The organism is Spirosoma endbachense, from assembly GCF_010233585.1.
In the GTDB taxonomy this organism is placed as follows: Bacteria; Bacteroidota; Bacteroidia; order Cytophagales; family Spirosomataceae; genus Spirosoma; species Spirosoma endbachense.
Window position 1 is genome coordinate 7,942,186 of the sequence record NZ_CP045997.1, and the last position, 25,625, is coordinate 7,967,810.

Here is a 25,625-nt window from a genome sequence, read left to right on the forward strand (position 1 = left end):
CGGCTCGATAGACTTCGGTAACCATTCGCTTAAAATGCAGCGACTTTCTACTTTTCTTATTTCGTTGTAATACGCTAATATACATAAGCTTACCGATTTAATGTACACAGAAATCAGTAGCATACGACATGTTTTATAATCACGTTTAAGTTAAGCGATTAATCACAGATTGATTCTGAAATAAAATAAGTCCATGTATTAGAAAAAAGAATTTATAGCAGAAGCTTCTTATAGGTGGAGAGTTCTCTGATAATCAGATAAAACGAGCTGATAGCGATAAAGGTCGATACAACTTTAACAGGAAGGGTATGAGTAAAGCACCAAGTCATAACGGCAATATTGAGGGCAAAAGGGAAATAAAGCAATACACCTAGTCGGCTCGTGTTGGGGATGATGATCAGCATACCCAACACGAGTTCGCTTAGTGCAATGAATAGTCGGTATGGTTGCGAGTAGCCAAAGAAATACCAAACTAGAGTAACCGGGTCAACCTGATCAATAGGCTCATGAATATGTCTTCTTGGATATTGCATATCCAGAAATTGGATAACAGAATTCATAACAAACATACAACCCAAGAAAACTCGAAGGATAGTCAGAGTATACCGCATGATTCCTGTTGTGTAAGTGGCGATATATTAAGAATTAACTACTTTGTACAGAATTAACGCTAATTCTAGAATAAGATTAGCCATTACTGATAATAGCGCATATCTGTAGGTGAAGAGTCCTTCATAGAAAGGGCTTTTGCCTTTTCGTGCACTAATCTGACGGAGGAACATCTTTTGGCCGAAGACCAGCCCTAGTACAATACCGTAAAACAGGACAAAGGCTGAAAAGCTCATAGGAGTCTTCTTTTGTTGTATACTTTCTGAAGCTGTTGCCAAAAGTTGATGGCAGTGACGGGACAAGTCACCGGCCTTGCTTATGGCTTTCTACCCAAAAAATAGGTTATACCGAGTTGGGGTACTTGATAGTACTCAAAGTATCGTGAAAGTGCATACTCTTGATAGCTAGTCCTGTTAAACCGATAACTCAAATAATATTCAAATCGGTAGCTCAAATCAAGTCGGAGCTTCGAGCTCAGTTGCCAGCTTAAGCCTGGCGTTAAACTTACCGAATGTGTAAGACGGCGTGGTTTATAGGTAATCTCTAGCGAATCGAGCCATTGTTTACCCACTTGATAAGAAGCCGCTAGATAGGGCGATAATTTACTGTTGGTCAATTGGTAATGAACCCTTGGCCCAACACCCACACTGGTTAAAACGGGCGAGTTCCTCCATTCTCTAACCCAACTTGTCTCCAGACCTACTGACCATCGATTGCCGACAAAATAGCCCAGTTGAAGTTGAGTACTAAATCGATTAGGAAACGAACTTCCCGGACTATACCCACTTTTCAGTCCAATTTGCCAAGCGCCCGGACTAAATGGCGAAAGTCCACTGGATTGAGCCAGCAGGTTCCCAGGCATCACCAGTAAGACGATATAGAATAGTTTTTTCATACGAATAGGTAATCGGATTCAAGTCGCGCCCAAGTTTAGCGTATTAACCCATAAAACTGTTTTTAAAAAATGTTAATTAGCAAGCTGATACTTTCTGGATTGGTAAAATTGATATTCATTTAATTATTGCAACAGCGACTACTTTTATCATATTCGACAATTCCTAAAAAGTACCCGCAACGAATTATGTCCGAACACTTCCTATAATCCTACTTCATTCCCTTTAGAATCTTGATTGAAATAAGTAGGTAATGCCTACTTGTGGCTGGCCAGTGGGCCCATCAGGAAAACCGCCACCACTGCCAATGAACTGAAAGCTATAACTCAGATCGATCCGTAAGCCAGCCAATAGACCAACACTTAATCCGGGTGTAAAGGAAAGTGATTTTTCCACCCGCGTGTTATGCCTTCCATATTGATAAGACAGTTCAGTATAGGGCGATAGGCGACCTGAACTAAGTTGATAACGGATCAGAGGCCCTAGGGCGACTATACCTTTATCCTGTATGGATAAACCAATCGCTTGATCAATATCGGGAACCTCTCGGCCGTATGAGCCACCAAAACCAATCAGCAATCGATTGGCTATATAATAGCCCGCTTGTAGGTAAACCGTATTCCTATGGCCTAGAAGTGGACTGCCCCCATACCCATCTTTTAAGCCTACTTGCCAACTCCCTTTACGAAATGGGAGTGGAGGGCTAACCGAACTTGTTTGCTGAGCGTAAACAACGGGCGTGTTTGCCCCTACGAGTGTATTAATTAACACGAGGAGTAGAAGGGCTTTCATCAGGAAAAAGAGTTGTTTTTTGCCTAACGGAACCGGGTTCTATTCAGTATTCGTTTGACCGAACAATCAACTTATTTCTGCTGTATAAGTATGGCGGCTGTTACAAAAGTCAAAATGGGATTAGTTCGGCTCAGCATAGAAGCGTTATTCGACCAAATTTTACCACGGAGCCTAAGAAGGAAGATTCAGACTAATATCGACTTTTGCAATGGCCATCGTGATTATACAATAGTAAAAATGAGGGTCTTTACGTTATGAAGCAAAACGGCAATCTATGAAAAAATTATTCCAACCCTTTATCCTAGCTATTGGGATGTTAGTTGGTTTGTCTAATTGCATTGAGATCCACCCAATAGCACCTAATGAATTAGCAGCAAGGGGTAGTCAATCGGCTTCAAGCGGATCATGTCAGCAAACTCCGCCCATTGAGCAAAACATCGTGGGTACTTGGTATGCCAAGTCTACTTATAAATCAGTGGGTTCAGTACGATCTGGCACTATTTCGTTTGGTACAAACGGGACCATCACTGATGTTAATTCTATTTTTGAAAACACGATTTCTTCTGGCCCCGTGCTTTCAAAGGTTTATCAATTTGCAGAAAACAGCTGGGGGCAGTCCGGTCAGTACATTCAAATCCGTTGGAATTCAGAAATAGGCCATCAAATGACTCCTTTCGTCATTATGAGTAATGCTTGTAACGAAATTATTATAGGCCTGAATGGCTCTCCTAATGAGCAAAAAATTGTCTTAACGAGACAGTAGCTTTACATATTGTTAGTGGCTGTTGCGAAAGTCCGTTGTGACCCAAATTGACGTCTTAAACTCATTGTTTTGGCGAAGAAATGAGATCCCAAAGTATTCACTTTATGGACTCAAAAAACCGGACATCGACTTTTGCAACAGCCACTCATTTTATGTTATTCGATTATTCGAAGATTACTTGACTTTTTGGCTCATTTACTTTGTACCCAGTAATCTTGGCAGATTCAAATTTTTCAAGTAGCCCCTCAGATATATAATTGCTTATTGTCAGGAAACGAGTGCCCCAAAAATCCTGAGTACGATCAAAACTTGGCTTTAACACTAGTTTTGAAGCGTACATAGCTGGTGGGTATTGCTCAAAGATTTCTTGATAAGTAGTAAAAGTTTTTGGAGAGGATATTTGATCTGGATAACGTTGATCATGTACGCTATGATCGAATACAGAGGCTTCAAAATTGACGTTTTGCTCACCAGTCTCCATTTGGAAGTAAAACCACCAGTATCCATCAACCTGTTTAATAAGCTCCTTTTTTCGATTAAATTGATGAAAAGTGACTTCGTAGAATTTGTGATCAGGTAGGCAAGCTGGCTGCAAAAGGTTCTTTAATCGGTCACTAATAACATACCCTCGTAGAAGCGCACCGACACTCATAAAATCAGTAAGCTTTGCTCCATAGTTTAGAGTTACCCCTTCCATCATTACAGGGAAGTTTGGCTGTAATCCAGCCATGTAGGCCGAGTTATCATTCCCAAACATAAATTGCTCTAGCTTGGGGTGTTTTTGCCAAAAGGCGTCAGGGAAGTGTGCCTGATCGGTTCCTCCTCGAATTCCGGAAACTATAGGATCTCTGTTTAGGCTTATCTGTTTATAGGCCATAATGGACTGGTTCTATCCTGCTGTATAAGTGGCAGTATGATAATCAAACTATTAAAACTGATGCATCAGCTGCATTTGTAGGCCTATTTGATAGGAATGATAGTAGGCATATGTTGGATGAGATTGCACATTATATTGAATCGTTGGTTGAGCAACAATCAATAGATGATTGTTTAGTTGGTAGATGGCTCCAACTCCAATTATGGGTGTAATAATTAAAGCTTTCCCAAACTTAACCGGCACTTCCTGCCCATTGCCTTCCAACTCAACGTAACTCACGCTTCTAAAGTCCAGTGAAGCACCCATCGAAAAATAAGGTGAAAGCCGTTTGGTAGACGACTCATAATTCACCAATAAAGGCACTTTATACGCATTGGTAAAGGGATGACTGTAGCGATAAGGAAGTTGAGCTGAAATGCCATTTATATCAAAATGAGTTGTACCCGATAAGCCATGAGTGGCCCAGATACCTGTCGAAGCAGACCATTTTGGCGAAAAGTTATATCGAGCTGACAGACCTAACATATAGTTAAGTCCATGCGAAGAAGAGGTAACGACTGTGGTTGGTGATTGCGTGTTTGAGTCGGGGAAAGGTAGAGTCGAATTATAATCCGTATGGGTGTAAATGGGGGCTAGGTTGATTGACAAAGCGAATTTCGTTTGCCCAAAGGTTGAATTGATGGTTCCCAGAAAAAGGAATCCGGTAATGCCAAGGTAGGTCCATGTTTTCATCGTCGTTAAGGAGTGAATTCTGTTGTATAATCACGTTTATGTATAGAAGTACTGAAGCGGTATGATATAACGGTTGATCACCTCCACACGCCAGGTGGTTGCCTAGGTTATGATTAGTCTACGCCTTCGGCTAGACCATTTTACGACAATATGTCAATAAACAAGCATAAATCAATGATTATCTGTATATTATGATACCTATATGTTTTTTTTATAAATTTAATGTATATATTTTTATTTTCATATAGATCAATTTAAGATATTTAGTTTTTCATTATACCACTTTCACTCATAATTTAATATTTACGTTCTATGAAAACTAGGAGTTTTACTTACCAAGTACTTATTACATTAATTCTGTTAATATCATGGAGCTGTCGAACTGATAAAGAGTCAGTGCTTAGACCTGAAGCAACAAAATTGATTACTATCAGTGAAGCTAAAGCATGGTACGAGGGTGCAAATAATAAGAATGCTCGGACTTCTACTAAGTCTCCTGCTAATCGGATGGTGTACTGGGACGGAGCTCAGACGACTAAACTAAGTGATGGTTTACCTGTTGTCATTGCACCCCTTTTTTACAATTATGCGAATCCTATCATTCTGCCGCAAAACGCGTCACTAACTGATAACCAGGGTAAAACTCCCAGGCTATCGGCGAATATTGGTGATTTAAAAATCACAAAAAAAATAATTATATCGAAAGATGATCAGGGGAACTATCAGTCCTGTGTTATGATGATTGTGCCCAATAAAGAAAATCGTAGAATAAACTCAACTATCAAGATGGAGACATTTGAAGGTAGAGTTCTTATATATAATGAAGATGAGACGGACTTTTTATTAAGCATGGAATACAACAAAGGACGCCTAAAAAGTGTGTATCGACCCAATTCAACCAAGGGGGCCCGTCCTAGCGAATCTTGCTACCAAGCTGTTTACCAAAGTAATGGGCCCAATATGGTCGGTGGAAGCAGCGGGACACCACTCGGGAATTTAGCGGAGAGCTTGAATATCCCAATGAACTTTATGGACAATGGAGGTAATTTTTATGTGTTAACAGATATTCTAAATTCCGACTGTGCAACTAGTACTCCAATTGGTCCTCCTTTTTCAGATCCCAATAACCCAAATGAAGCTGATTGGATATTCCCTCATATTGGCGGTAGTGGTGGACCAAGTGGTGGTGGCCCAAACGATGGGCCTGTACCCATTGATGAAGGCCAACCAATTAATTTAGGCCCGACAGATCTATGGCTTTGGGATATGCTTCATAGATCAGCAGGGCCAATTTATTTTAATGATGATGAATCCAATCTTATTCGCACATATCCTAATTTAACATACTCAATTGGGAACTATATTCAGCTGAATAACCAAAAACCCGATTTGCTTAATTTTTTCAATAATTATAAAATTCAAGGCCCTGATGTCAGAATATTTAATCTTAAGGAGAAATTGAACTGTTTTGGGGAGATTTCAGATAATGGAAATTATACCTATAAGGCAACTTTGTATGTTGATCAGCCAGTTCAGAATTCTAGAGATAAATATGCTTTGGGTAATGACGAAAGGAAGGTTGGGCATACTTTTGTTGGCATTGAAAAACATAATAATGTTACCAATGAGACCGTAAGGTTAGTATTTGGCTTTTATGTTGTGCAAGAATGGCAAGCTATGACAAATTTATCGGTAGCAGGTGCTTGGGGAGATGATGGAGGTTCTCAATACGATGTTTCACTGACAAGTAATTTATCGGCGAGCCAGTTCTCAAACCTAATAAATACATTGAAATCAGTAGGAGACAATACAGCACCTAACTACCATATTGTAGACAATAATTGTACAACTTTTAGCTACAATTTGTTAAGCGGTGTTATGTCACTTCCATCTGGAACGGGTCAGGTCGGCTTTTTGGGTACTGGAAAGAATCCTGCCGATATGTGTCAGGATATAAGGGGTAATTCTCAACAATATGGTGGTAGCCTAGTTTCGGGAAATAACATGGCCGCCCCAACTACTACAAACTGTAATTAACAACATGAAAACTCAGACAAGTATCGATTATGAGGGTTTCTACCTCAAACCAAGAGTTCTTATTTTCATTTGTATTGTAGCGTTTTTGGGGATACATCAATATGACGGCAAATGGAATTTACCTCTCATCATGTGGGGAGTAATGGGCGTTTTTGCAGGAGCAGGAGTAACAAAAATCATTTGTGGGTTCTTTGTATTATGCTGGCTTTACCTTTGGGTATTAATCTTGCATAAAAATTTGGCGCTTAATGCCAAGCTAATAATCCCATTTATAGTTCTTTATGCCGATGCTTTATTTGCAGGGTATCAGCAAATAAACTATTATATTAGAGTTGAGCATGTAGATGAACAGGCTTTATTCTTCGTCATACCTTTTGTTATCTTTCTGGCCAGTAGCCTATTACTCATCAGGTTCTTAAAGGGGCAATAGATACAATAGTTATTGATTAGTCGATTTTGAGCCCCTTTTTTGTTTGGAGAAGGGGCTTATTTTTGTGGGATGTTGCTAAGGTTTTACCATTTATTCCTGCTGTTGTGCCACCCAGTCCTTGAGCTAGAACTAAACGTATCTGGGACATCTTGAGAAACTTGATTTATGAGTACTAGTCTTGTTTCATATATGCCCGACTTTTCGCCGTACAATTGTATCGTGTCCTTCGTGCGTGGCGTGCTCTACCGAGAGAAACCGGAACCGGGAATCAAAACGCAAAACAGTAACTTACTGACCTATAAGTAATTAACCAAAAAACGTGTGAAAAACAGCTTCCAAAACCGTTGCAAATCTGCTATGCCTTTTCACGGCTATGGCATTGATTATCAGAAAGGTTGTGCGTGAAAAGGTCAATCAATAAAGAATTGTTCATTTGTTGGGTTTTTGACTCAGTTAGAGGATATTTTCAGAGAAATCGGTATCGTTTCAGTGAGTTTTCTGCCCGATTATACCCAGGCGTCTACTTCGCTTAAACCTGGTTATTCAGGTCATATAATTAAACGAGATGGAGCCTTATTTATAGCTTCTGGGTCTGGACTCCTGAAGCTAGTTATACTAGACTGATTAATGTAAATTGGGTTGCCTTGCAGAATCGTACCGCCCGGCACGGTCCGCCGTTGCGGGCCCGGATAAAACCTTACCCAATTCCTATTTCGCACGAAAGAAGGATTTATGAGGTAGCCCCTACAAGGAACCAGGAAAATTCGGGCCTAATCACGCTTACTCTTTCAATGGCTGAGATTTGGGCATGGTGATTTTCTCATTCGATATCCGAATTTGTTTAGTGCCAAAACGACAACGGACAATCTTCATTTTTCGGAAACCATATTGGTCATTGACGAAAATAGTATCCTCGTAAATGGTTTTAACTGCCTCATAGCATTTTGGACACGTGGTGGCATTATAGGTCGTCGAATCAGCTAACTCACTGGCTGGCTTCTCCTTCACCTGAGCAACCGGTGTTATCTGGCCAAAATACATTGGCTTTTTCGAGACGGACAAGTTTTGAGAAAAACCATTAGTGGTCACTATCAGAAGTAATAGAATGATTTTCATGAATGTCGATCGATAATCTATGTTACTGAATAATAACAAAACGTATGATTGCTTGGCATCGAATGTAGCCTAGGGAATTGCTTTATTTTGGGCTGGTCAGCTAGTTGAGAAGGACAGCTTGGCGATTTCAGAAATAGGGGCTGTGAACCACTTTTGGGATAGATCGTAAAAGCGGTTGATTGATTGAAAGGGGGCAGAAGAGTCTCGTCTGCGGTTCTGTTTGCCTTACGCGTCATTATGTCGTTCGCCTAATCAAATCGTTTCAGCGACGGTTCAGGGCCACCCATGCGGGCTGTTGCCATCCGGTTCATACTTAGCTCTACAGTAACGGGTTTTGGGAAATCAGACCGTGCTATTACCAATTCATAAGGATTTGTGTTCGATTCTGCAAACGCACCCACTCTTGTAAGAAGGGTTTAACACTGATGTTTGAGTCCTAAATGTTGTTGATTCATTTACGATAGAGTTATATTATCTCTTCAACTTAACACCAATGAATAATAGGCCAAAAATAGAAAATAGCCAAAAAAACCAAAAAAATATTTTTGTATTATTTGTAACTGTAAAATTAAATTTTCCGGTAAGGCCTGACTCTTTAGAAACCTCATAATAAGTAAAAAGCAAATGGTAAAGAATATAGAATGGAAGTCCAGCGAAGGCAAAAGTAATGAAAAGTTTATTCGAGTAAATTCCTTGTTTAACAGGAATACCATTATAGTTTCTAACGATTATAATTAAGTTTAGAAATAAGCTTCCGATGCCAGCACTTAGTTGAATAAGTGCCGAGTACCATGCAGGACTTTTAACAGTTCCCTTCTTAAAATACGCATGATGCATTGAAAAAAATGTGAAATAATACATGTATATGAATTTCATCGTTTTAACTCAAAAATTTTGTTAGTAAATTAAACGTCCGGTCTTAAACATAGTTCACCATTTTTAATGTTGAGCCATGTTTAGGAGTTAATGCTTGTTTTTATTATAAATAGCCTTAACCAGAGGTTAATACCCATGCTCTTTTAAAAATTCATGCATTTTCCAAGCAAATAGTACTGTACCTCCAACAACCAAAACACCTCCATTTAGCCCAAGAATCATAAGAGCCGCTCCTAAAAAGGCGTTTTGAAATTACTTTCTTACAAGCCTATCCTGTGGTATCTGTAGCCGGACTGGCTTGACGACAGCTCACCAAAGTTAAGGCAAGTATAACCCAGCGTAGCTTAGTCATACTAAGGTGAATTTCTCCAATAACGCCTTAGACATTTTTTGTTGTATAAATGCGACTAGGTAAAGGAATTATTCATAGTAATTCTTAAAAAAACTAGGTAGGGCTATTTTGAAATAAGTAAATACAGCTGGTCACCGTTTCACTATAAAAAATACAACCAGTATGATTGCACCCCCGATAACAAGTTTATATAGGAGACTTGCCAATTGTAGTATTCTTGAATGCGAAACCCAATTTTAGGGTACGAATTAATTTGTTGTTTCCATTGATTTAGCTCTTGTAAAGAAGCCGTTTGTACTTTAAAGTCAGGGCTGTCATCTCGACTAAAGACGCAAATACTAGACCGGCTTTTCTTATACTTTTTTTAAAGCTTCCGAGGTGAGTCTAATCTCGGCCGTATAGTTAGTAAAGGATAGCTTATCTTTAACCACCGTAATCTGAGCTACTTCCTGAGCTTTTAAGAGGGTATACATATAGGCTGAACTAACGACCGGACCGCCACCCTCAGCGGCTAACAAACAAAGTAGAGAAGGAATCAATAAAGCAATAAACCACCCTCGATACTGGTGACTAACAAACGGTAAACGGGAGAAAATATCCATACCAATCGAAAAAAATATATACGTGAAAAGCGGTTAAGTAGTCTGCTTCTTTTTTAGTGAAAAGTTGAGCTTTCCACGTCTAAAATGGACGGAGCGAGAGCCCCCATGATCGTCCTGAAAACGTATATCAAACCTACCCTTAAATGAACCAGTAGCCGAATCATAACAGGTAACCTGGAGCCATCCCTTAGCCTGTTTATATACTCTTGTCTTGATTCGTTCAATTCCAGTCGCTAAGTAGCTACTGACAATAGTTGTGCTGCCTAATGAATCGGAGTTGGACGAAGAAACTAAATAACGACCTGCCTGAAGGGGAATATTGCCAATAAGAAGCGTTTGGGTTTGAACACATTGTGCTTTGCAGCCGGTTATCCTACCAGTCGGTTTCTTGGCTAATTCAGGGTGTGGAAGATCAGTAGAGAAAATTAAGCCGAGTTTATTCCCATCATACACGTTAGGACTACCATTCGAAAAAGAAGCAAACCAAGCCGATCGGTTGAGTGAGGCTCTAACAGGGAAAGAAGTGGAACAGGATGCACACATGATCAGCAGAATGCTCAAACTTATTCTTATAGCCGTCCATTTTTCTGTTGTATAATCACGTATGTGTAAAGTAAGACAGATTTTGCCACTTCAACCTCAGCTCAATTAGAAGCTAGCCTGGCTTTCCAACTCATCGGCCTCCTGGTGTAAATAGCATCTGATTTCGTTATCCTCTTCCACGAGTAGTTGTTGGTGAAGGGTTAGATAGCGCGCTTTTCGGGTCGAAAACGTATCGCTGGTCATAAACTCGGCCAACCAGTGACTCATATCCAGCAAATCGGTTTGCTGATGCGTATAGGGGAAATGCGCCGTGAACCCAAGTTGAGCCATGGTTGACCACTCGTATTTGGGCAGCGGTTGAAGAGGCTGGCCGAAGAACTTATCCAGTACATACGTGTTGGCACAAAAGGTTTGCCAGACCTTCACTTTCGCTTCAGCAAGTTTACCCGCCTTAAAGAGTAGGATTGCCCACTCAAACAGGAAATCGGGAAAGCCAATGTCATCGGGAAACGTTTTGGCAAACCAGCGGAGGTAAGTAAGTCCTCCTTGATAATCGGCTAGCTGGATATAGTAGCGGGTGGGTAAATAGCGCAGGCCTCGGGAATCATCGTAGCCACCAAATTTTCGTTTCTCGGCGGCTAAGACTCGTTTGACATCAGCAATCTTTTTTTCCAGCCGTTGTCTTTGTTTGGGTGTCATGGCTAGCAGATGTAGTCGTCACTACAATTTAAGTCCAAAGACTAGCTGGCCAGTAAAGTAACCATAGCCAGCCACGCAAAAAACGATCATAGAAAATCCCTATCCAAACGATGATCGATTCCCAAAAATAGCCTTACAATCAGTAAACGAATCGAACAATTTTTAGATTAGATCAGTACTCAATTTATTAGCTACTTAACATTGAAAAATACTATTTCTACTAAGCCTGACTTATTGGCCTCAATTTATCTACTTCTTCTAATAGTACAAAATGATAGATTGTAGCCCTATTAGCTTATTCCCTTACTAATTTACGGATTAACCAGGGGCTCCATTGCCGGGAGCCCCTGGTTAATCCGTAAATTTAAGGGGAGTGACGAATCGCCATCCGGACTCGGGATTGTTGCGCTCAAACATGATGTTGAAGGCGAACACGGTATTTTCTGACTGAATCTCAGTCAGCTTGTGTCCCTGTGGCTGATCCTGATTAAGGGGCTTATGCAAGGCTACTTTGTAGCGGGTGCTTCGGATACTCATTTGGTTAAGTCGCTGAGTTAATTCCTGGGTAAAGCGTAAGGATATGGAATGCATGCGTATTCCTTGATTGACGATTTCGTATATCTCTACAACGGGGGATAGCGCTGCTCAAGTCTTCCCATTTAATGTGATTTACTCAAACAAACTGAAACTATAAAATTAGTAACTCGTGATAATATTGAATTATCACGAGTAATCCTATATTTGTCAAAACAAGCACATTTTGATAAAATTTGTTTGAAACTGAATTGACTCAAGCTATCGTTTCCTTTTCCAACTTATGAGCCTACCCGACAGTCCCCTTCAAGTCGTAACGATCATTCCAGTTTCTGAACAAAGCTTGTCGTTACGGATCGATGAACAGATTCATCAGGAAGCCCGGGAGTATTTGCGGGCGGGCCTGCAAGGTTCCCCCAATTCGCACCGGGCGTTTAGCACCGACCTCAAGCAGTATTCAGCCTGGTGCCAACAGAATGGGTACGAACCAACGCCCTTGTCGGCGGTTGCCTTAGTCGAATATGTTACCTTCCTGGGACGCTCGCGTTCCTTCTTCACTATCCAGCGCCACCTGGCCAGTATTGCCAAACTTCATCGCCAGCATCGAGTCGACTCGCCGACCACCGACGAGCAGTTCAAGGTCTTTATGAAAGGCTTTAAGCTCAAAAAGACTGTGCGCCAAAAACAGGCGCCTGACTTTTCCCTCAAGCAGTTCCGCCAGGCAATAGACGCCTTACCTCACACACCAACCGGTTTACGCAACCGGGCTATTCTGCTGTTGGGCTTCACCGGGGCTTTTCGTCGCAGTGAATTAGCCCAATTGGATGTCAATCATATTTTGATTGATGATGCCGGTATGGTGATCCGGCTAGACCGCTCCAAAACCAATCAATTCGGAGAAGTCGAAGAAAAAGCGGTTACGTATGCCAGTGAAGTGGAGTATTGCCCCATTGGAGCTCTTCAAGCCTGGCTAGCGGTGGTAGGTCGGCATGACGGCCCTTTATTTGTGCGGATCCGAAAAGGGGAGCGAGTCACCCAGGAGCGTCTTTCCGATGAGTGGGTGAACGTATTAGTTCAGCACCAATTGGGCGAATCCTTTACGGCTCACTCGCTACGGGCCAGTTTTGTTACCATTGCTAAAGCTAACGGAGCGGATGATCTGGAGGTGATGAATCAAACTAAACATCGAACCACGACGATGATCCAGCGGTATGATCGGCGTCGCAATATTCGTAAGCATAATGCCTCGGGTAAACTAGGCCTTTAACAACGGGGTGGATTGAGTAGGTATAGCCCTTGGCCTCAATGCTTATTACAGAAAATCCTTAAACTAGCTTATTAAGTATGGCCGTTAAGCAGATCGAATTATCGCTAAAATTAAGTATTGAAGTTGACCAGGCGTTGCTGGATAAACTGACTCAGGGCTTAGCTGAGCAATATGTACGGATGATCGTTGAGGAGTTGAATCGGGATGGAGCCGATGTCGATCGTACCTCCTATAGAATTAGTTATGGCAAAGGGTAAGCTTATCGCCTTTGCCCAATATAGTTTTTTTGGGCAGGGGCGGAGGGAACACGAAGTAACAAAACTCTAAACGAAACGGGATAAAAGCCGTGTCTCACAAACTCAGCTTGAATGTGAGATTTTGCGTTTGATTGGTGAGACGGCATTTTGAGACTAGGGCCCTAAGTTTGGCTATACGAGACTATAGTCGTGCTCAAAATGGGGGGGTTTGTGAATCATCAACAAGCTGTAAAAACCCCGATGGTATTCACTCCAAGTTGATGCCATCAGGGATTTTATCATTATCATAGAGGCCCTTTATTCAGATCGTAAACTCTTCACCGGATTTACCAAAGCCGCTTTGATGCTCTGAAAACTAACTGTTAGCAACGCAATACCGACGACCAGCCCTCCTGCCAGGGCAAACATCCACCAAGCCAACTCGACGTGGTAAGCAAATGTCTGTAACCACGTATGCATCGCCCACCACGCCAGTGGAGAGGCAAGGACGATGGCTACCCCGACTAATTTCATGAAGTCGCCGGAAAGTAAGGCTACAATACTGCCAATGCTGGCTCCCATCACTTTCCGTACACCAATTTCTTTGGTCCGTTGCTCGGCCATAAACATAGCCAGTCCAAAAAGACCTAAACAGGCGATCACAATCGCAATCAGCGCGAAATAGCGGGTTAGCTTGCCCACCAACGTCTCACTTTTGTACAATCTTTCAAAGCTTTCATCAGCAAATGTATAGGTAAAGGGATAAGCGGGATTGAACTGCTTTGTCAGTTGTTCCAGGCTGGCCAGGGCCCGTTCTGTCTGGCCAGCCTGGGTGCGCATTATCAGCATCGTGTTCGTGGTGGCCAAGGGCATTACCAGTGGCTCAATGGCCACACGCACAGAATTTAGGTGGAAGTTTTTGACGACACCAACAATCGTTCCGTGTACATCTTCCAGGGAAAATTCCTGTCCAATAGGATGCTTAATACCCATACGCCGAGCGGCTTCTTCGTTGATAATATAGTTCGTGCTATCGGCCGGAAATGCTTTTGAAAACTCCCGTCCGGCCAGCAACCGAATGTTCATGGTTTTGACAAAATCATAGCTAACCGGCAGGACAAAAAACAGGGTATTATCAGTCTGGAGTTTGGTCCGCCAGGACACGCCCGTCGTGGAGTTGCCTGTATATAATGGATCTTCGGCTGCCGACGACACGGATTGAATGCCCGAAGCCTGCAATAAGGCTTGTCGGAATGGTTCGAAATGCTTGGTTAGTTCGCCATCTACCCGCATGTAAATGACGTTCCCCCGGTCGATACCGAGGTTTTTCGTGCGGATAAAGTGCATCTGCCGACTGATCACCAGCGTACCGATAATTAATAGCAAGGACAGGGTAAATTGAAACACGACCAGTCCTTGTCGCAGCAGTACAGCACCTGTTTTAAAGCGCAATAAGGCAGTCGAACTATTGGCTTTAAGCACCTTTACGGGTTGAAGCGACGACAGGAAAAAGGCAGGATAGATGCCCGCCAGCAGACCGGTTATGAGAGCCAAGCCCAACAACCCAGCCCAGAAAAAGGGGTTGGCGTAGGGAATAGCCATTTGTTTCTCGGTTAACTGGTTAAATAAGGGAATCAGGCATTGAACCAGCGTTAACGCAATCAGGGATGATAAGAAGGTCAGCAACACAGCCTCGCCGGTAAATTGCCCAATCAGATAAGTCCGTTCGGCACCGATAACCTTACGAATACCGACTTCTTTGGCTCGCTTCGCTGAGCGAGCCGTGGCCAGGTTCATAAAATTAATACAGGCGATCAAGAGCAGAAAAACGGCTACGATTGTGAACAGCCGAACGTATTCGATACGTCCCCCATCGGGCTGACCATTCGTGAATTTCGAATGGAGATATGTATCCTCGAACCGAAACATAACCGTAGTCACCTTCGTCAGATCTGCATCGTGACGATGGATAAAATCCAGCATTTTTACGTTGAGAGCCGCTACATCCGTGTTTGGGCGTAGTAACGCAAAGGTTCGCCAGCCGTTCATGGACCACCGAGGTGTCCCGGATTTTTGTTTGATGTAGGGTTCTGACGGTAGAACAAAGTCGAACTTCAGCGACGAGTTCGCCGGGATGTCCTGGAATACACCGGTTACTTGTCGGTCGTCTTGATTGCCGACCCGAACTGAGCGTCCGACAACATCGGTTCGTCCAAAGAGTTTTCGAGCTACTGCTTCGGAAATGACTAGCGACGATGGGCCAACTAGTGCTGTTTGGGGGTTCCCCTGCACCATCGGAAATGAAAAAATCCGAAACAAATCTGGACTGGCATAACAACCCCGCTGTCGATACGAATTCGTACCTACCGCTAAGAGGAGCATAGTTCCCGGGGTCATATGCACACTACGTTCCACTTCGGGCAATTCGGCCACCAACGCTGGAGCTAGCAAATGGGGCGTTGTGGGCGTTGTATTCAGGTCGTTCCCAGTTGTTTGTTGATTCTCATACAACTGATACAGATGTGATCCATTGGCGTGAAAGTGGTCGATGGTACGTTCGTCTTGCACCCACAACAGAATCAGTAGGCTGCTAGCTATGCCTAATACCAACCCCAGAATGTTAATGGCCGAAAAGGATTTGTGGCGAATGAGGTTGCGCCAGGCGATTTTGAGATAGTTTCGGATCATGTCAGGATTAATTAGTGGTGGCGAGGGGTGTTCAGGAGTAAAGAAAGAGTGGGGGGTAGCATGTCGCTTCAGGAAGAAATCCCTCGGCCAGTGGGTCAGCCTGGCCAATCGACGCCGTAGGTAATAGGGCCGAATGACTTTCAGGGCTTCCAGGCCATACCACCAACGAGCCCGCCGGAGGCCGACTTGGTCAAGCCGCTGGGCAAACTGCTCCTGCAGATCCCCCTGCAACTCTTCCAGCAGCTCAGCGGGCGTCAACCAGCCGAGCAGGCGGTCCGCCCATGGGGGCGTCCTCAGTGGGTTGGGAGAAGGCTTGTCCATGGCTTAGGCAAAGAAAGGGGTGGGTAAGGCCTCCCAAAACCCCATCCTGAGTTGACGCATCTCCCGCAGCACTTGCTGACCAGTCGCTGTCAGGGTGAATAGGCGTTTGCGCCGTCCACCCCGGGCTAAGGTAGCTCCGCCTAAGGCTGAGCCCACGAGACCTTTCTCCTCCAAACGATACAAGACCACATGCACCCCCGTCACAGAAGTGGTTCGTTGGGTACGTTGCTTAAGTTCGTCGGCAATCGAGACGCCATAGGCCCCAGTGGATTGTTGTTCCAGGAGAGCAACGGCGAGTAAGACCAACTCTTCAAACTCGCCCAGGTAGGTTCGACTCATACCAAACAAGCTACAAAAGGTGTATTTCTCTAGTACTTGTTGAACAAATAAGATGCCAATTCTGTAACTGGCTAATTTTCAAGGAACTACCTTGCTAAATAGTGAATACATGTCCGAAACCGTACAAAAGCTGTCCGATAATAGGTGAACATGGGCCTTGTATATGATCTCTGATTTACCGACGGAAACATTCTCAAAATACCCTCCCCTTCCTGAGATCCATCATTCATTTACCGTCTTCTGATGCATAGAAGCATTCAGCTATAAAAGCCGTTGTATTGGTGCCTAAAGATCTAAGCTATTGCGTGGATAGACAACCGAGTTGAGCAAACCTTGCAGGGCCAAAGCGATATTAGCCCAATGCAGGGACTGGAACATCAACTCGGCTTGAGTCGCTACGGGGGCCCTTGAAAGCAACGGGCTCAGTTCGGCAACTTAGGCGGTAAGCGAGCCCGAGCCCTCGCTAATTGCTGAGGATAACGGGTTACCCGCTGACGCCATCTTCGCGGCTAGCGTTTGCCGACGTGGCCGTACCCGATAAATCCGATGATTATGGGGGTATGATGGGGGCTTGAGAAAGCGGAAACAGCCGGGAATGGCCAGGCTGAAATCCAGCAAGTGAGCTCCTGAGTGAAGTCACTTGCCTGGACTAGTGAATTGATGCCGGGGGATTGGATGCCACTACAAGCGGTTAAGTATTCGGGAAATAAGTCGTTTTCAGGTACTCCCGAAGCGAAGTTGGCTGGCGGCCCAGCAGACGCTCGACGGTATCGAGCGTCCCGGCTAGCATGCCGTGTTGGGCGGCGGCGCCCCACTGGGCTAAGAAGTTGGCGACGAAGTCGGGGAAACCGGCGGCTACTTGCTGGGCGATGTAGGACGACAGCTCGATGCTTTGGTAAGAGATGGGCCGGCCCGCTAACGCGGAGAATTCCCGGGCGATATCGGCAAACGAATAGGCTTCGCTCCCTGATAAAGTATACTCCTGGTCGTCATGCCCTTCGCTGGTCAGCAGGGCAGCCGTGGCAGCGGCCAGTTCAGTCCGCTTGACGAAAGCGATCTTGCCTTCTCCTGCCGGGAAACGGATCTCGGTGTCCGGTACCTCGCTCCCAATCAGGTACCCAAGGCCTTCAAAGTAGTAGCCGTTTTTGAGAATGGTATATGTCAATCCGGACGCTTTCAGGTAGGCTTCCGTAGCCAGGTCGCTTTCCGTGACCTCCGGCATCACAAAATTGGTGCTGCGCTGGATGCTGGTGTAAAACAGGTGCTTCACCCCAGCTTGCTGAGCGGCGTCGATAACGTTGCGGTGTTGACGCACCCGGTCGGTAAAGGCCACGGCCGAAACCAGCAGCACCTTCTCGACGCCCCGAAAGGCTTGCATCAGCGCAGGATAGTCACCGTAGTCCGCTTGCCGGACGTCTACGCCCCGCTTCACCAGGTCGGTAGCTTTGCTGAGGTCGCGCACCAGGGCGGCGATTTTTGTGGCCGGGGTGGTCTTGAGCAAAACGTCGATGGTTTGGTGGCCTAACCCACCGGTGGCACCCGTTACTAGGATCATGGTAAAAAGAACTAAATATCCGTGTATATTTACTTGCGATTTGCAAGTTCAAAGGTATGTCAAAATACTTGCAAAAAGCAAGTAAAGCATAAATCGTTTTTTATGAAAGCGCTAAAACAGCGGTCTACTTGCCCTGTCAGCACCTCGCTCGACGTGTTGGGGGACAAATGGAGCCTGCTCATTCTGCGGGACATGGTGTTTGCGGGGAAGTCTACTTACGGGGAATTTTTGCAGTCAGCGGAAAAAATAGCGACCAACGTTCTGGCCGACCGCCTGGCGGTTCTGGAGTCGCAAGGCCTCTTAACCAAGACTGTGGCCTCGGATAAGAGATCAAAGTTCACCTACCGCCTGACCGAAAAAGGTGTTGATACCGTCCCAATTCTTATGGCGCTCATTCAGTGGGGAACCAAGCATTGCCCCACCATTGTCGACCCTGGTTTGGTGGAAGAACTTGAAGCTGGTGAAGACGCGGCGGTTGAGAAGTACCAAAGGCTGGCCCGCCAAAAGTCCCTGGTCTAACCTGGAGGCATGGATGCCCAGGCCTGGAAAGCGGTGCGATTCCAAGCCAGCTCTCCTACGCTTTCTTGGTATGGCCAGCGTAGCGCTTATTCAGTCCTCCACTATATATGATTGTTGCCAGCAGGGATGATAGTTCTCCTATCTACGGGCTGGATTATGTTAGGCTTGAATTTATGCGTCCAGGAAAGGCAAATTTGAAAGTTGATGCCTTCGTAGACAGTAATCCTTATTTAGGTGGTTCCGAAAAAAGTAAGCTGACTAGTGGTAGCTATGTCGATAAACCATTGGCTTAGGTAGGTCAGCGATAGGGATTCAGGTTGAGATCTATTGCGTTTTTCTCACAAATCGCTCCAAGCTGAGACGAAGGAACTTTCAAGTATTTGCTTCAAAAACTGGGCTTTAAGATGAGATAACCTCTCTTTCATTCTTTTCTTCAAAAAACGAAAGTTGACGTGGCAGGATTCACCTAAAAGCGCCTCTCTAGGACTCTCGAAATTTAGTTAACTAGCCAATCGGGTACTTTTTTTACTTAAACTGATCGGTAGCAAACTTGATAAAATTGCTCCAATCATAGGCCGTTAAGTTATGCTCCCCTTCCCGATTATGATAGCCTACGGATGAAGTCATAATGGGTTGGTTAATTCCAGGCGGGTTGGCTGGGAGATTGGCCTTAATACCGTATAACTCATAGACCTTACTAGCGAGTTTTACCGATAAATAGGTTCCTGTTGGGTCGGCCCACAAATCTTTTGACGCGTTGGTTGCGTATAGGGGTCTTGGGGCTATTGCGGCAAGCAGCATATGCTGATCCAGCGGCAAGGCCGCTTCGTTATCATTGTATTTCTTGTAGTTTTTTGCAAACCAGTGCGGAAAAACCGTATTGATTCGACGAATCGTTTCACCAAATCGCCGGTGCGATAAGGCTGCTCCTGTATTCCCTGAACAATTCGTGAAGCACATGGCAAACCGCTGATCTTCGGCAGCCGCCCATAACGACGCTTTCCCACCCCGGGAATGCCCCACAACCATTACCTTTTTGGCATCGATCGCTTTGTCTTTTTCAAAATAATCCAGTACCCGGCTCGCTCCCCAAGCCCAGGCACCAATGGCTTTCATGCCATCGTTGGCGGTCAATTGCTCCGGATAAAGTTGTAACACACCATTGACGTACTTAGTCGTATCATCGGGAGCCAGATCACTTACGTGAAAAGCCGCCACCGCGTAGCCGCTGTCGATAACCATTTCAGCCGGCCAGAAATCACTTTTTTGCGCGCGGGTAGGGTCCATGTTGTCTTTGCCCCGGTTGTTAATCAGCAAAAACACCGGAACAGGACTTTTCTTTTGATTCGGTACAAACAGCACTAGATTGATCGTCAACGGCTTATTGTTTTTGACTACCTCAATCGCCACCTCTTTCAAGGTTGCTTTACCGCCCATAGCCTGGGCATTCTCATTTTTTACCGTGTACGTCAGCCGATCATAGGATTTGGGCGTTTGGCCGTAGACGTTCTCTTCGAAGAGCCTGATGATTTCAGGGCGTCTTACTTTTTCCCAAGTCTTCTTATTCTGAACGGGTTGATTCGTAGTTGTTTTCAGTATATCCGGTAAGGTATAAGCCGGAACTTTTGCTTCGTCGTAATTGGCCTGAAACCCATTTTGCGCCTGTGCCTTGATGAGTATGGCGAAAAACAAGAAGGCAAAACTTCTGAACTGCTTCATGACGGTAGAGTAAGGAAAATTATTATTAGCCTGTAAATAAACTTGTAAAGACGGGTCAGTTTAGGATTTTATAATCTAATAGAACGTGGATTTTCATAAATCCACGTTCTATTAACAAGCTTACTGGAAAGCAGGGTAACCGGGATTTTGCGTCAGGGATTTATTGACATCTCGGGCCGATTGCGGTATGGGCAACAAAATTATTTTCTGCTGAACCCAAGGCTTGGTATCTACCTGAATTTTGGCGTAATCAGCCCGGTTGGCTTTGATGAAATCCAGATAACGACCTCGCCGGTTGAGATCAGAAAAAGCACCGGGCGGCTCCCAGATAAACTCCATTCGTCGTTCGAAAAAGACCGCATCTAGCACTTTATCTTTCGACAAATCGAGCGGTTTGGGATCTAACGTAGCACGGGTTCTAACCAGATTGACCTGCTTCATGGCATCCGCCGAACGGCCTACTTCGTTGAGTGCTTCGGCATAGTTCAGTAATACTTCTGAATAGCGTATAATTGGTACGTTAATGCCTGAGTTTACTAGCGAGGCTTCCTGCCAGTATTTAGTAACGATATAGCCCGTTTTCGTGTAAGGGTTCGGGAACGTTAAGGGCATCACGAACCCTGGCATTTCCGGATGAGACTCACCTGGTCCAATGATTACCCCATAATAGCGCTGGTCTCTGATCTTGCCCGTCTGATCCCGTTCAATGGAATTGATCCAACTCGTCTGCGGCACAAAATTACTGTTGGCTGCTCGGCCAATATAAGCGGCTGGCGCTCCTCTGGGTGCCGACCGAACATCAAGACCGCTACCCTCGCTGGCATCATTCACCGACGAATATTGGGTAGAAAAAACCATCTCTTTGTTGTTTTCATTCGTCTTCAGAAACACGCTCCTGAAATTGGGGAGAAGTCCATACACACCCAAAGCAATAATGGATTCGCTGCTGTTGACGGCCTCCTGGTATTTTTGTTGCCATAACTGCGCCTTGACCAGAAAAGCAAGAGCGGCTCCCTTTGTGGCCCGGCCAATGTCGCTACCGCTCCAGGTTAGGGGCAAATCCGCAGCCGCTTCGGTTAAATCGGTTTCCACCTGCTTCCAGATGTCGGCGGCCGACGCGCGGGGAATATCCAGTTTGGACGAGGCATTCAATTCAGTGGTGATTAGCGAAACGCCCCCGAAATAATTGACCAGTCGGTAGTAAAATATGCCCCGCAGGAATTTAGCCTGAGCCAGAATCGACGCCTTCACCTGTGGAGTCAGGTTAGCCATTTGCCCCACCCGTACGATCACAAAGTTAGCTCGACTGACGCCTTGAAACAGCGCCGAATACAACTGACCAATGTAGAGGTTATTAGCGGGCAAGCTCAGCATTTCGAGCTCGACGCGCGGGGTGTTTTGATCCTGCTCATACAAATCACCACTCATGGTCCATTCGATGTTGGCCGCGTCAACGACATTGCCAAAGGTGGACTCTGATTGCACCTGACCATACACGCCAATCAGCGCCGACTGCGCATCCGCTTCGGACTTAAAAAAATTAGCGTCCGTAAGTACATCCGTCGGGATGACACTCAGGTATTGATCGCCACAGGATGTCATGGTTACCAGGAAAAGGATAACGATAACGCTGGCTATTGTTTTCATGTCGCTCTGTGCTTGAATGAGTTAAAAAACAAGATTAATGCCGCCCATCAGTGTTCTTGGCTGCGGATAAACGCCCGTATCGATGCCGGAATTCAGCGGATTCGCGCTGCCTACTTCCGGGTCGAATCCCGAGTATTTGGTGAAGGTGAACAGGTTTTGGGCTGTGACGTATACCCGTAAACTCTTCACGGCGTTATGGGTGACTTTACGAATGAGGTCGGGTGATAGGTTATACCCTAACACGACGTTGCGAACCCGCATGTAATCCCCATTTTCGACGAAAAATGACGAGGCATTAGAGTAGTTTCCGTTGGCATCAGTGTATTTCAAGCCAGGCTGATTGTTAATGCCGCTACCCGGTGTCCAGTGATTTAGAATATCTTTAACCCCGTTGACAATCCCGTTCCCATTGTAATATTTCATCTGGTAGTTGGTGATCTTATTAGCGTGATAGAGTTGTGATCCGGTTATTCCTTGCAGCAATATGTTGAAATCGAATCCTTTATAGGATAAGTCCACATTAAAGCCGTACGTTAACGTGGGCCAGGGCTTGCCTAAATTTACTTTATCGGCATCGGTCAACGCACCGTCGCCGTTGACATCCCGGTATTTAAAATCTCCGGCAATGGCATTCGGTTGGAACGTTTTATTGATCTCCTGAGCCGTCTGGTAAATGCCGTCGACGATGTAGCCCCGATAATAGCCAATGGGGTCACCTACTTTGGTATAAGTCATCACCATACTCGAACCGGCCAGCGTAGGACCAACAATGGGCTGACCAACGCCCAAACTAATTACCTCATTTTTTAAGGTGGTGGCATTCGCACTGACGTTGTAGCGCAAGTCGCCAACTTTACTCCGGTAGCCAAGTAACAACTCAATCCCCGTATTTCGCACCTGTCCCCCGTTGATGGTGGGCGGATTCTGAAAACCGGCTTCCAAGGAAACCGGTAAACTGATCAACATGCCGATGTTATCCTTTTTGTAATAGTCGGCGGTTAAATACAGCTTATCCCCGAACAACGAAGCGTCCACGCCGATATCCAATTGCTGGGTGGTTTCCCACTTCAGATCAGCGTTGCCCGGTCGAACCAGGCTTGAGCCGATAATAATAGCCTGATCGCCGGTTCCTAACGCATAATTGTCGGCCGAATTGCCGGTCCGAATGGTGCTCAGATAGCCAAATGCAGGAATCGCGTCATTCCCAACCCGGCCCCAGCTCGCCCGGAATTTCAGATCATTAATCACCGTATTTGTAAGCGGAGCCATAAAGGCCTCCTGCGAAATCCGCCATCCGCCCGATATAGCCGGGAAATAACCCCATTTGCTGTTCGGACCAAAGTTAGACGAGCCATCCCGGCGCATGCTGGCCGAAATCAAGTATTTATCCTTGAAGGCGTAATCGATACGTCCGAAATACGAAGCTAATCGTGCGTTACTCGTGGTTCCGCTGGTGGTCCGCAAACTTACATCGCTGGCGTTAATCACCTGTAATTCTTCACTTAAAAACCCATTTCCCGTCGAGGCAATCTGGTTGATTCGGTTATTTTGAGCGCTTTGGCCTAATACGGCCGAAAACGAATGGTCGCCGATTTGTTTCGAATAGGAAAGGGTATTCTCGATTAGCCAGTTAAATCGATTATCAAAACCTTCCGAAAGTGTGGCGCGTGGATGCACGTAAAACCCGCGTTGAATTTTACCTTCCCAGGAGCGAGTTCGGTTAAAATTGGCATCGATACCCACGCTGGTTTTGAACTTTAAACCCTTCAGAATTTCGATCTCTCCGAATGTACTGCCATATATTCTAGTACCAAATAGCTTATTATCAATCGCTTTGGCTTTTAGCAAAGGGTTATCTCCATTGCTGGTATAATACACTCCATCCCCAAAAAAAGGAGCGTCTTGAGCCAACGTCGGAAAGAACTGTTGAGCCAGGTTGAATATTCCGCCCTGTAATGGGTCCGAATTTTGTCCTTTGGTTTCGGTGCTGGCAAAGGCCAGCGAGCCGCCGAAATTCAATTTGTCGCTCGCCTTTAAATCCGCCGTAACCCTAGCCGTATAGCGTTTGTAATACGTTTCGATCATGGTGCCTGTCTGATCATTATACCCTAGAGAAAGACGGGCTTTCAGGGTTTTGGTACCGCCCGAAATGCTGAGGTCATAGTTCTGTACAGGCGCATTCCGAAAAATAAGCCCAACCATGTCCGTCCCGACTCCGAACGATTTCGGATTTGCCCATTCTGGATTTGGTTTTATGCCGGAATTAGTCGCCAGTTCGTTGGCCATCGTCGCAAATTCTTCCGCGTTCAGAAACGCTGGTTTCCGCCACAATTGAGCGCTACCCGCCGAGGCATTTAGTGAAACTACGGCTGCCCCTTCCTTACCCCGTTTGGTCGTAACCAGAATAACCCCATTAGCCCCGCGTGAGCCATAAATAGCGGATGAAGCCGCATCTTTCAAGACTTCAATGGATTCAATGTCATTCGGATTAAGAATCGACATGGCATCGATGGCATTGGAGCTACCCGGAACGGACGTGCTCTCGCCGGTCATGGGAACACCATCTATTACGTACAAGGGCTGATTCGCACCTGTTGTACCGACGCCCCGTATGCGAACCGAACTAGCACTGCCGGGAGCACCACTCGTTTGTGTTACGTAAACGCCAGGAACCTTTCCTTCAATAGCCGACGTAAAGTTACTGGTCGCTACTTTCTGCAAATCTGTCGAACTAACCGACGAAATGGCACCGGTTAAATCGCGTTTCCGTTTCGTGCCATAACCTACAACGACCACTTCGTTAAGGACCTGATTGGAAGGCGTCAGGGATACGTTTAGATCAGCCTGGTTACCGATCAGGATTTCGCGCGTCTCGAAACCAATGAAGCTGAAAACCAGCACGCCATTGTCGTCCGGCACCTGAATCCGGTAGCGACCATTCGCATCGGTGGATGTACCTTGCTGGGTGCCTTTCAGCGTAATACTCACGCCCGGTAGTGATTGGCCATTGCTACCATCCTGAACAACGCCCTGAATCGATTTCTCTTTGGGCGTACTGATAGGCGTTAGCAACTGCGCCGGAAGTATTTCGGCTGGCTTGCCCGGTAAAGTCGCTGCGGGAGATGGTGTGTTTGGCGCACCGGTGGTCACCACATACCCACCCGTTTTCATGCGTTTGAACGATAAGCCAAACGGGCTTAGCAAATCCGTTAACACCGACTCGAGAGGGCCTGCGAACCGCATTCGGCTTTCGGGTAGGCTGAACGGATCGAGCGTACGGCTTTCGTACAGGATATTGACCTTATACTGGTTCTTGACCTCTGTTAGCGCCTGGCGCAGGGATCGGTAAGCGACTTGTCCGGTCAGGCCTGTCTGGGAAAGCCGTTCCGCTCGCGCCAGGGTTTGGGCCTGACAAATGACACCCAGACATCCTGCCAATAGCCAACTGAGCAGCAATAGTCGTACTAGTTTCTTCATAA

At 45.4% G+C, this 25,625-nt stretch carries 22 protein-coding genes; 7 read left to right on the top strand and 15 right to left on the bottom strand.

All coding sequences use genetic code 11. The features are described 5' to 3' along the window. Positions 1-212: 212 nt before the first annotated feature. From GJR95_RS32415 to GJR95_RS32425, 3 genes are all read right to left on the bottom strand, one after another. Positions 213-560 carry a hypothetical protein gene (locus GJR95_RS32415; RefSeq protein WP_162389808.1) on the bottom strand — a complete coding sequence of 116 codons (348 nt, stop codon included), beginning with the start codon at positions 558-560 and terminating at the stop codon, positions 213-215. A 365-nt stretch (positions 561-925) separates the two neighbouring features. After that, the gene (locus GJR95_RS32420; RefSeq protein ID WP_162389809.1) at positions 926-1,504 is read right to left on the bottom strand and encodes a porin family protein; all 579 of its coding nucleotides are present in this window, start codon (positions 1,502-1,504) and stop codon (positions 926-928) included. Between the two features lie 223 nt (positions 1,505-1,727). Further along, complete coding sequence (locus GJR95_RS32425; RefSeq protein WP_162389810.1) at positions 1,728-2,294, bottom strand: hypothetical protein; 567 nt, start codon at positions 2,292-2,294, stop codon at positions 1,728-1,730. A gap of 274 nt (positions 2,295-2,568) precedes the next feature. Between GJR95_RS32425 and GJR95_RS32430 the strand changes: the two genes are divergently transcribed. Next, positions 2,569-3,057 (top strand): hypothetical protein, encoded by a 489-nt coding sequence (locus GJR95_RS32430; RefSeq protein WP_162389811.1) that lies wholly within the window; start codon positions 2,569-2,571, stop codon positions 3,055-3,057. A gap of 163 nt (positions 3,058-3,220) precedes the next feature. On the opposite strand, the gene GJR95_RS32435 is transcribed toward GJR95_RS32430, so the two are convergent. Continuing rightward, entirely contained in the window at positions 3,221-3,934 is a 714-nt protein-coding gene (locus GJR95_RS32435; protein ID WP_162389812.1) for a hypothetical protein, read from the bottom strand. 51 nt (positions 3,935-3,985) lie between these two features. Then, positions 3,986-4,666 carry a PorT family protein gene (locus tag GJR95_RS32440; RefSeq protein WP_162389813.1) on the bottom strand — a complete coding sequence of 227 codons (681 nt, stop codon included), beginning with the start codon at positions 4,664-4,666 and terminating at the stop codon, positions 3,986-3,988. Positions 4,667-4,978: 312 nt separating this feature from the next. Between GJR95_RS32440 and GJR95_RS32445 the strand changes: the two genes are divergently transcribed. Both GJR95_RS32445 and GJR95_RS32450 read left to right on the top strand, forming a co-directional pair. Further along, complete coding sequence (locus tag GJR95_RS32445) at positions 4,979-6,703, top strand: hypothetical protein (RefSeq protein WP_162389814.1); 1,725 nt, start codon at positions 4,979-4,981, stop codon at positions 6,701-6,703. Positions 6,704-6,707: 4 nt separating this feature from the next. Further along, positions 6,708-7,133, top strand: coding sequence for a hypothetical protein (locus GJR95_RS32450; RefSeq protein WP_162389815.1), 426 nt, complete (start codon positions 6,708-6,710; stop codon positions 7,131-7,133). Positions 7,134-7,913: 780 nt separating this feature from the next. Here GJR95_RS32450 and GJR95_RS32455 read toward each other — a convergent pair. The 4 genes from GJR95_RS32455 to GJR95_RS32470 all read right to left on the bottom strand — a co-directional run bounded on the left by GJR95_RS32455 (position 7,914) and on the right by GJR95_RS32470 (position 11,912). After that, positions 7,914-8,249: a hypothetical protein gene (locus GJR95_RS32455; RefSeq protein WP_162389816.1), complete on the bottom strand. Its 336-nt coding sequence runs from the start codon at positions 8,247-8,249 to the stop codon at positions 7,914-7,916. Between the two features lie 1,581 nt (positions 8,250-9,830). Next, complete coding sequence (locus tag GJR95_RS32460) at positions 9,831-10,079, bottom strand: hypothetical protein (RefSeq protein WP_162389817.1); 249 nt, start codon at positions 10,077-10,079, stop codon at positions 9,831-9,833. 648 nt (positions 10,080-10,727) lie between these two features. Further along, positions 10,728-11,321, bottom strand: coding sequence for a hypothetical protein (locus GJR95_RS32465; protein WP_162389818.1), 594 nt, complete (start codon positions 11,319-11,321; stop codon positions 10,728-10,730). Positions 11,322-11,672: 351 nt separating this feature from the next. Continuing rightward, complete coding sequence (locus tag GJR95_RS32470; RefSeq protein WP_162389819.1) at positions 11,673-11,912, bottom strand: hypothetical protein; 240 nt, start codon at positions 11,910-11,912, stop codon at positions 11,673-11,675. 226 nt (positions 11,913-12,138) lie between these two features. Between GJR95_RS32470 and GJR95_RS32475 the strand changes: the two genes are divergently transcribed. Together GJR95_RS32475 and GJR95_RS32480 are read left to right on the top strand one after the other, a co-directional pair. Then, positions 12,139-13,122, top strand: a complete 984-nt coding sequence (locus GJR95_RS32475) for a site-specific integrase (RefSeq protein ID WP_162389820.1) — start codon at positions 12,139-12,141, stop codon at positions 13,120-13,122. Positions 13,123-13,199: 77 nt separating this feature from the next. Further along, complete coding sequence (locus GJR95_RS32480; protein ID WP_162384996.1) at positions 13,200-13,379, top strand: hypothetical protein; 180 nt, start codon at positions 13,200-13,202, stop codon at positions 13,377-13,379. Positions 13,380-13,676: 297 nt separating this feature from the next. Here GJR95_RS32480 and GJR95_RS32485 read toward each other — a convergent pair whose 3' ends face one another. The 3 genes from GJR95_RS32485 to GJR95_RS32495 form a co-directional block, all read right to left on the bottom strand. Then, complete coding sequence (locus tag GJR95_RS32485) at positions 13,677-16,367, bottom strand: ABC transporter permease (RefSeq protein ID WP_232540930.1); 2,691 nt, start codon at positions 16,365-16,367, stop codon at positions 13,677-13,679. Positions 16,368-16,370: 3 nt separating this feature from the next. Continuing rightward, complete coding sequence (locus GJR95_RS32490) at positions 16,371-16,706, bottom strand: PadR family transcriptional regulator (RefSeq protein WP_162389821.1); 336 nt, start codon at positions 16,704-16,706, stop codon at positions 16,371-16,373. A gap of 691 nt (positions 16,707-17,397) precedes the next feature. Then, positions 17,398-18,261, bottom strand: a complete 864-nt coding sequence (locus GJR95_RS32495) for an SDR family oxidoreductase (RefSeq protein WP_162389822.1) — start codon at positions 18,259-18,261, stop codon at positions 17,398-17,400. Between the two features lie 102 nt (positions 18,262-18,363). On the opposite strand from GJR95_RS32495, the gene GJR95_RS32500 reads away from it, so the two are divergent. Together GJR95_RS32500 and GJR95_RS42370 are read left to right on the top strand one after the other, a co-directional pair. Next, positions 18,364-18,780 (top strand): winged helix-turn-helix transcriptional regulator, encoded by a 417-nt coding sequence (locus GJR95_RS32500; protein ID WP_162389823.1) that lies wholly within the window; start codon positions 18,364-18,366, stop codon positions 18,778-18,780. Between the two features lie 107 nt (positions 18,781-18,887). After that, positions 18,888-19,073 (top strand): hypothetical protein, encoded by a 186-nt coding sequence (locus GJR95_RS42370; RefSeq protein ID WP_232540931.1) that lies wholly within the window; start codon positions 18,888-18,890, stop codon positions 19,071-19,073. Between the two features lie 232 nt (positions 19,074-19,305). On the opposite strand, the gene GJR95_RS32505 is transcribed toward GJR95_RS42370, so the two are convergent. The 3 genes from GJR95_RS32505 to GJR95_RS32515 all read right to left on the bottom strand — a co-directional run bounded on the left by GJR95_RS32505 (position 19,306) and on the right by GJR95_RS32515 (position 25,623). Further along, the gene (locus GJR95_RS32505; protein WP_162389824.1) at positions 19,306-20,499 is read right to left on the bottom strand and encodes an alpha/beta hydrolase family protein; all 1,194 of its coding nucleotides are present in this window, start codon (positions 20,497-20,499) and stop codon (positions 19,306-19,308) included. 120 nt (positions 20,500-20,619) lie between these two features. Beyond that, on the bottom strand, positions 20,620-22,146 hold the full coding sequence (locus tag GJR95_RS32510) for a RagB/SusD family nutrient uptake outer membrane protein (protein WP_162389825.1): 1,527 nt from the start codon (positions 22,144-22,146) through the stop codon (positions 20,620-20,622). A gap of 21 nt (positions 22,147-22,167) precedes the next feature. Next, entirely contained in the window at positions 22,168-25,623 is a 3,456-nt protein-coding gene (locus GJR95_RS32515; RefSeq protein WP_162389826.1) for a SusC/RagA family TonB-linked outer membrane protein, read from the bottom strand. Positions 25,624-25,625: the final 2 nt, after the last annotated feature.

Coding starts and splice junctions, on each gene's coding strand:
- GJR95_RS32415 (WP_162389808.1), bottom strand. CDS start 560: ATGAATTCTGTTATCCAATTTCTGGATATGCAATATCCAAGAAGACAT.
- GJR95_RS32435 (WP_162389812.1), bottom strand. CDS start 3,934: ATGGCCTATAAACAGATAAGCCTAAACAGAGATCCTATAGTTTCCGGA.
- GJR95_RS32510 (WP_162389825.1), bottom strand. CDS start 22,146: ATGAAAACAATAGCCAGCGTTATCGTTATCCTTTTCCTGGTAACCATG.
- GJR95_RS32460 (WP_162389817.1), bottom strand. CDS start 10,079: ATGGATATTTTCTCCCGTTTACCGTTTGTTAGTCACCAGTATCGAGGG.
- GJR95_RS32445 (WP_162389814.1), top strand. CDS start 4,979: ATGAAAACTAGGAGTTTTACTTACCAAGTACTTATTACATTAATTCTG.
- GJR95_RS32475 (WP_162389820.1), top strand. CDS start 12,139: ATGAGCCTACCCGACAGTCCCCTTCAAGTCGTAACGATCATTCCAGTT.
- GJR95_RS32465 (WP_162389818.1), bottom strand. CDS start 11,321: ATGACACCCAAACAAAGACAACGGCTGGAAAAAAAGATTGCTGATGTC.
- GJR95_RS32440 (WP_162389813.1), bottom strand. CDS start 4,666: ATGAAAACATGGACCTACCTTGGCATTACCGGATTCCTTTTTCTGGGA.
- GJR95_RS32505 (WP_162389824.1), bottom strand. CDS start 20,499: ATGAAGCAGTTCAGAAGTTTTGCCTTCTTGTTTTTCGCCATACTCATC.
- GJR95_RS32470 (WP_162389819.1), bottom strand. CDS start 11,912: ATGCATTCCATATCCTTACGCTTTACCCAGGAATTAACTCAGCGACTT.
- GJR95_RS32480 (WP_162384996.1), top strand. CDS start 13,200: ATGGCCGTTAAGCAGATCGAATTATCGCTAAAATTAAGTATTGAAGTT.
- GJR95_RS32485 (WP_232540930.1), bottom strand. CDS start 16,367: ATGGACAAGCCTTCTCCCAACCCACTGAGGACGCCCCCATGGGCGGAC.
- GJR95_RS32430 (WP_162389811.1), top strand. CDS start 2,569: ATGAAAAAATTATTCCAACCCTTTATCCTAGCTATTGGGATGTTAGTT.
- GJR95_RS32455 (WP_162389816.1), bottom strand. CDS start 8,249: ATGAAAATCATTCTATTACTTCTGATAGTGACCACTAATGGTTTTTCT.
- GJR95_RS32450 (WP_162389815.1), top strand. CDS start 6,708: ATGAAAACTCAGACAAGTATCGATTATGAGGGTTTCTACCTCAAACCA.
- GJR95_RS32500 (WP_162389823.1), top strand. CDS start 18,364: ATGAAAGCGCTAAAACAGCGGTCTACTTGCCCTGTCAGCACCTCGCTC.
- GJR95_RS32495 (WP_162389822.1), bottom strand. CDS start 18,261: ATGATCCTAGTAACGGGTGCCACCGGTGGGTTAGGCCACCAAACCATC.
- GJR95_RS32425 (WP_162389810.1), bottom strand. CDS start 2,294: ATGAAAGCCCTTCTACTCCTCGTGTTAATTAATACACTCGTAGGGGCA.
- GJR95_RS32515 (WP_162389826.1), bottom strand. CDS start 25,623: ATGAAGAAACTAGTACGACTATTGCTGCTCAGTTGGCTATTGGCAGGA.
- GJR95_RS32490 (WP_162389821.1), bottom strand. CDS start 16,706: ATGAGTCGAACCTACCTGGGCGAGTTTGAAGAGTTGGTCTTACTCGCC.
- GJR95_RS32420 (WP_162389809.1), bottom strand. CDS start 1,504: ATGAAAAAACTATTCTATATCGTCTTACTGGTGATGCCTGGGAACCTG.
- GJR95_RS42370 (WP_232540931.1), top strand. CDS start 18,888: ATGATTGTTGCCAGCAGGGATGATAGTTCTCCTATCTACGGGCTGGAT.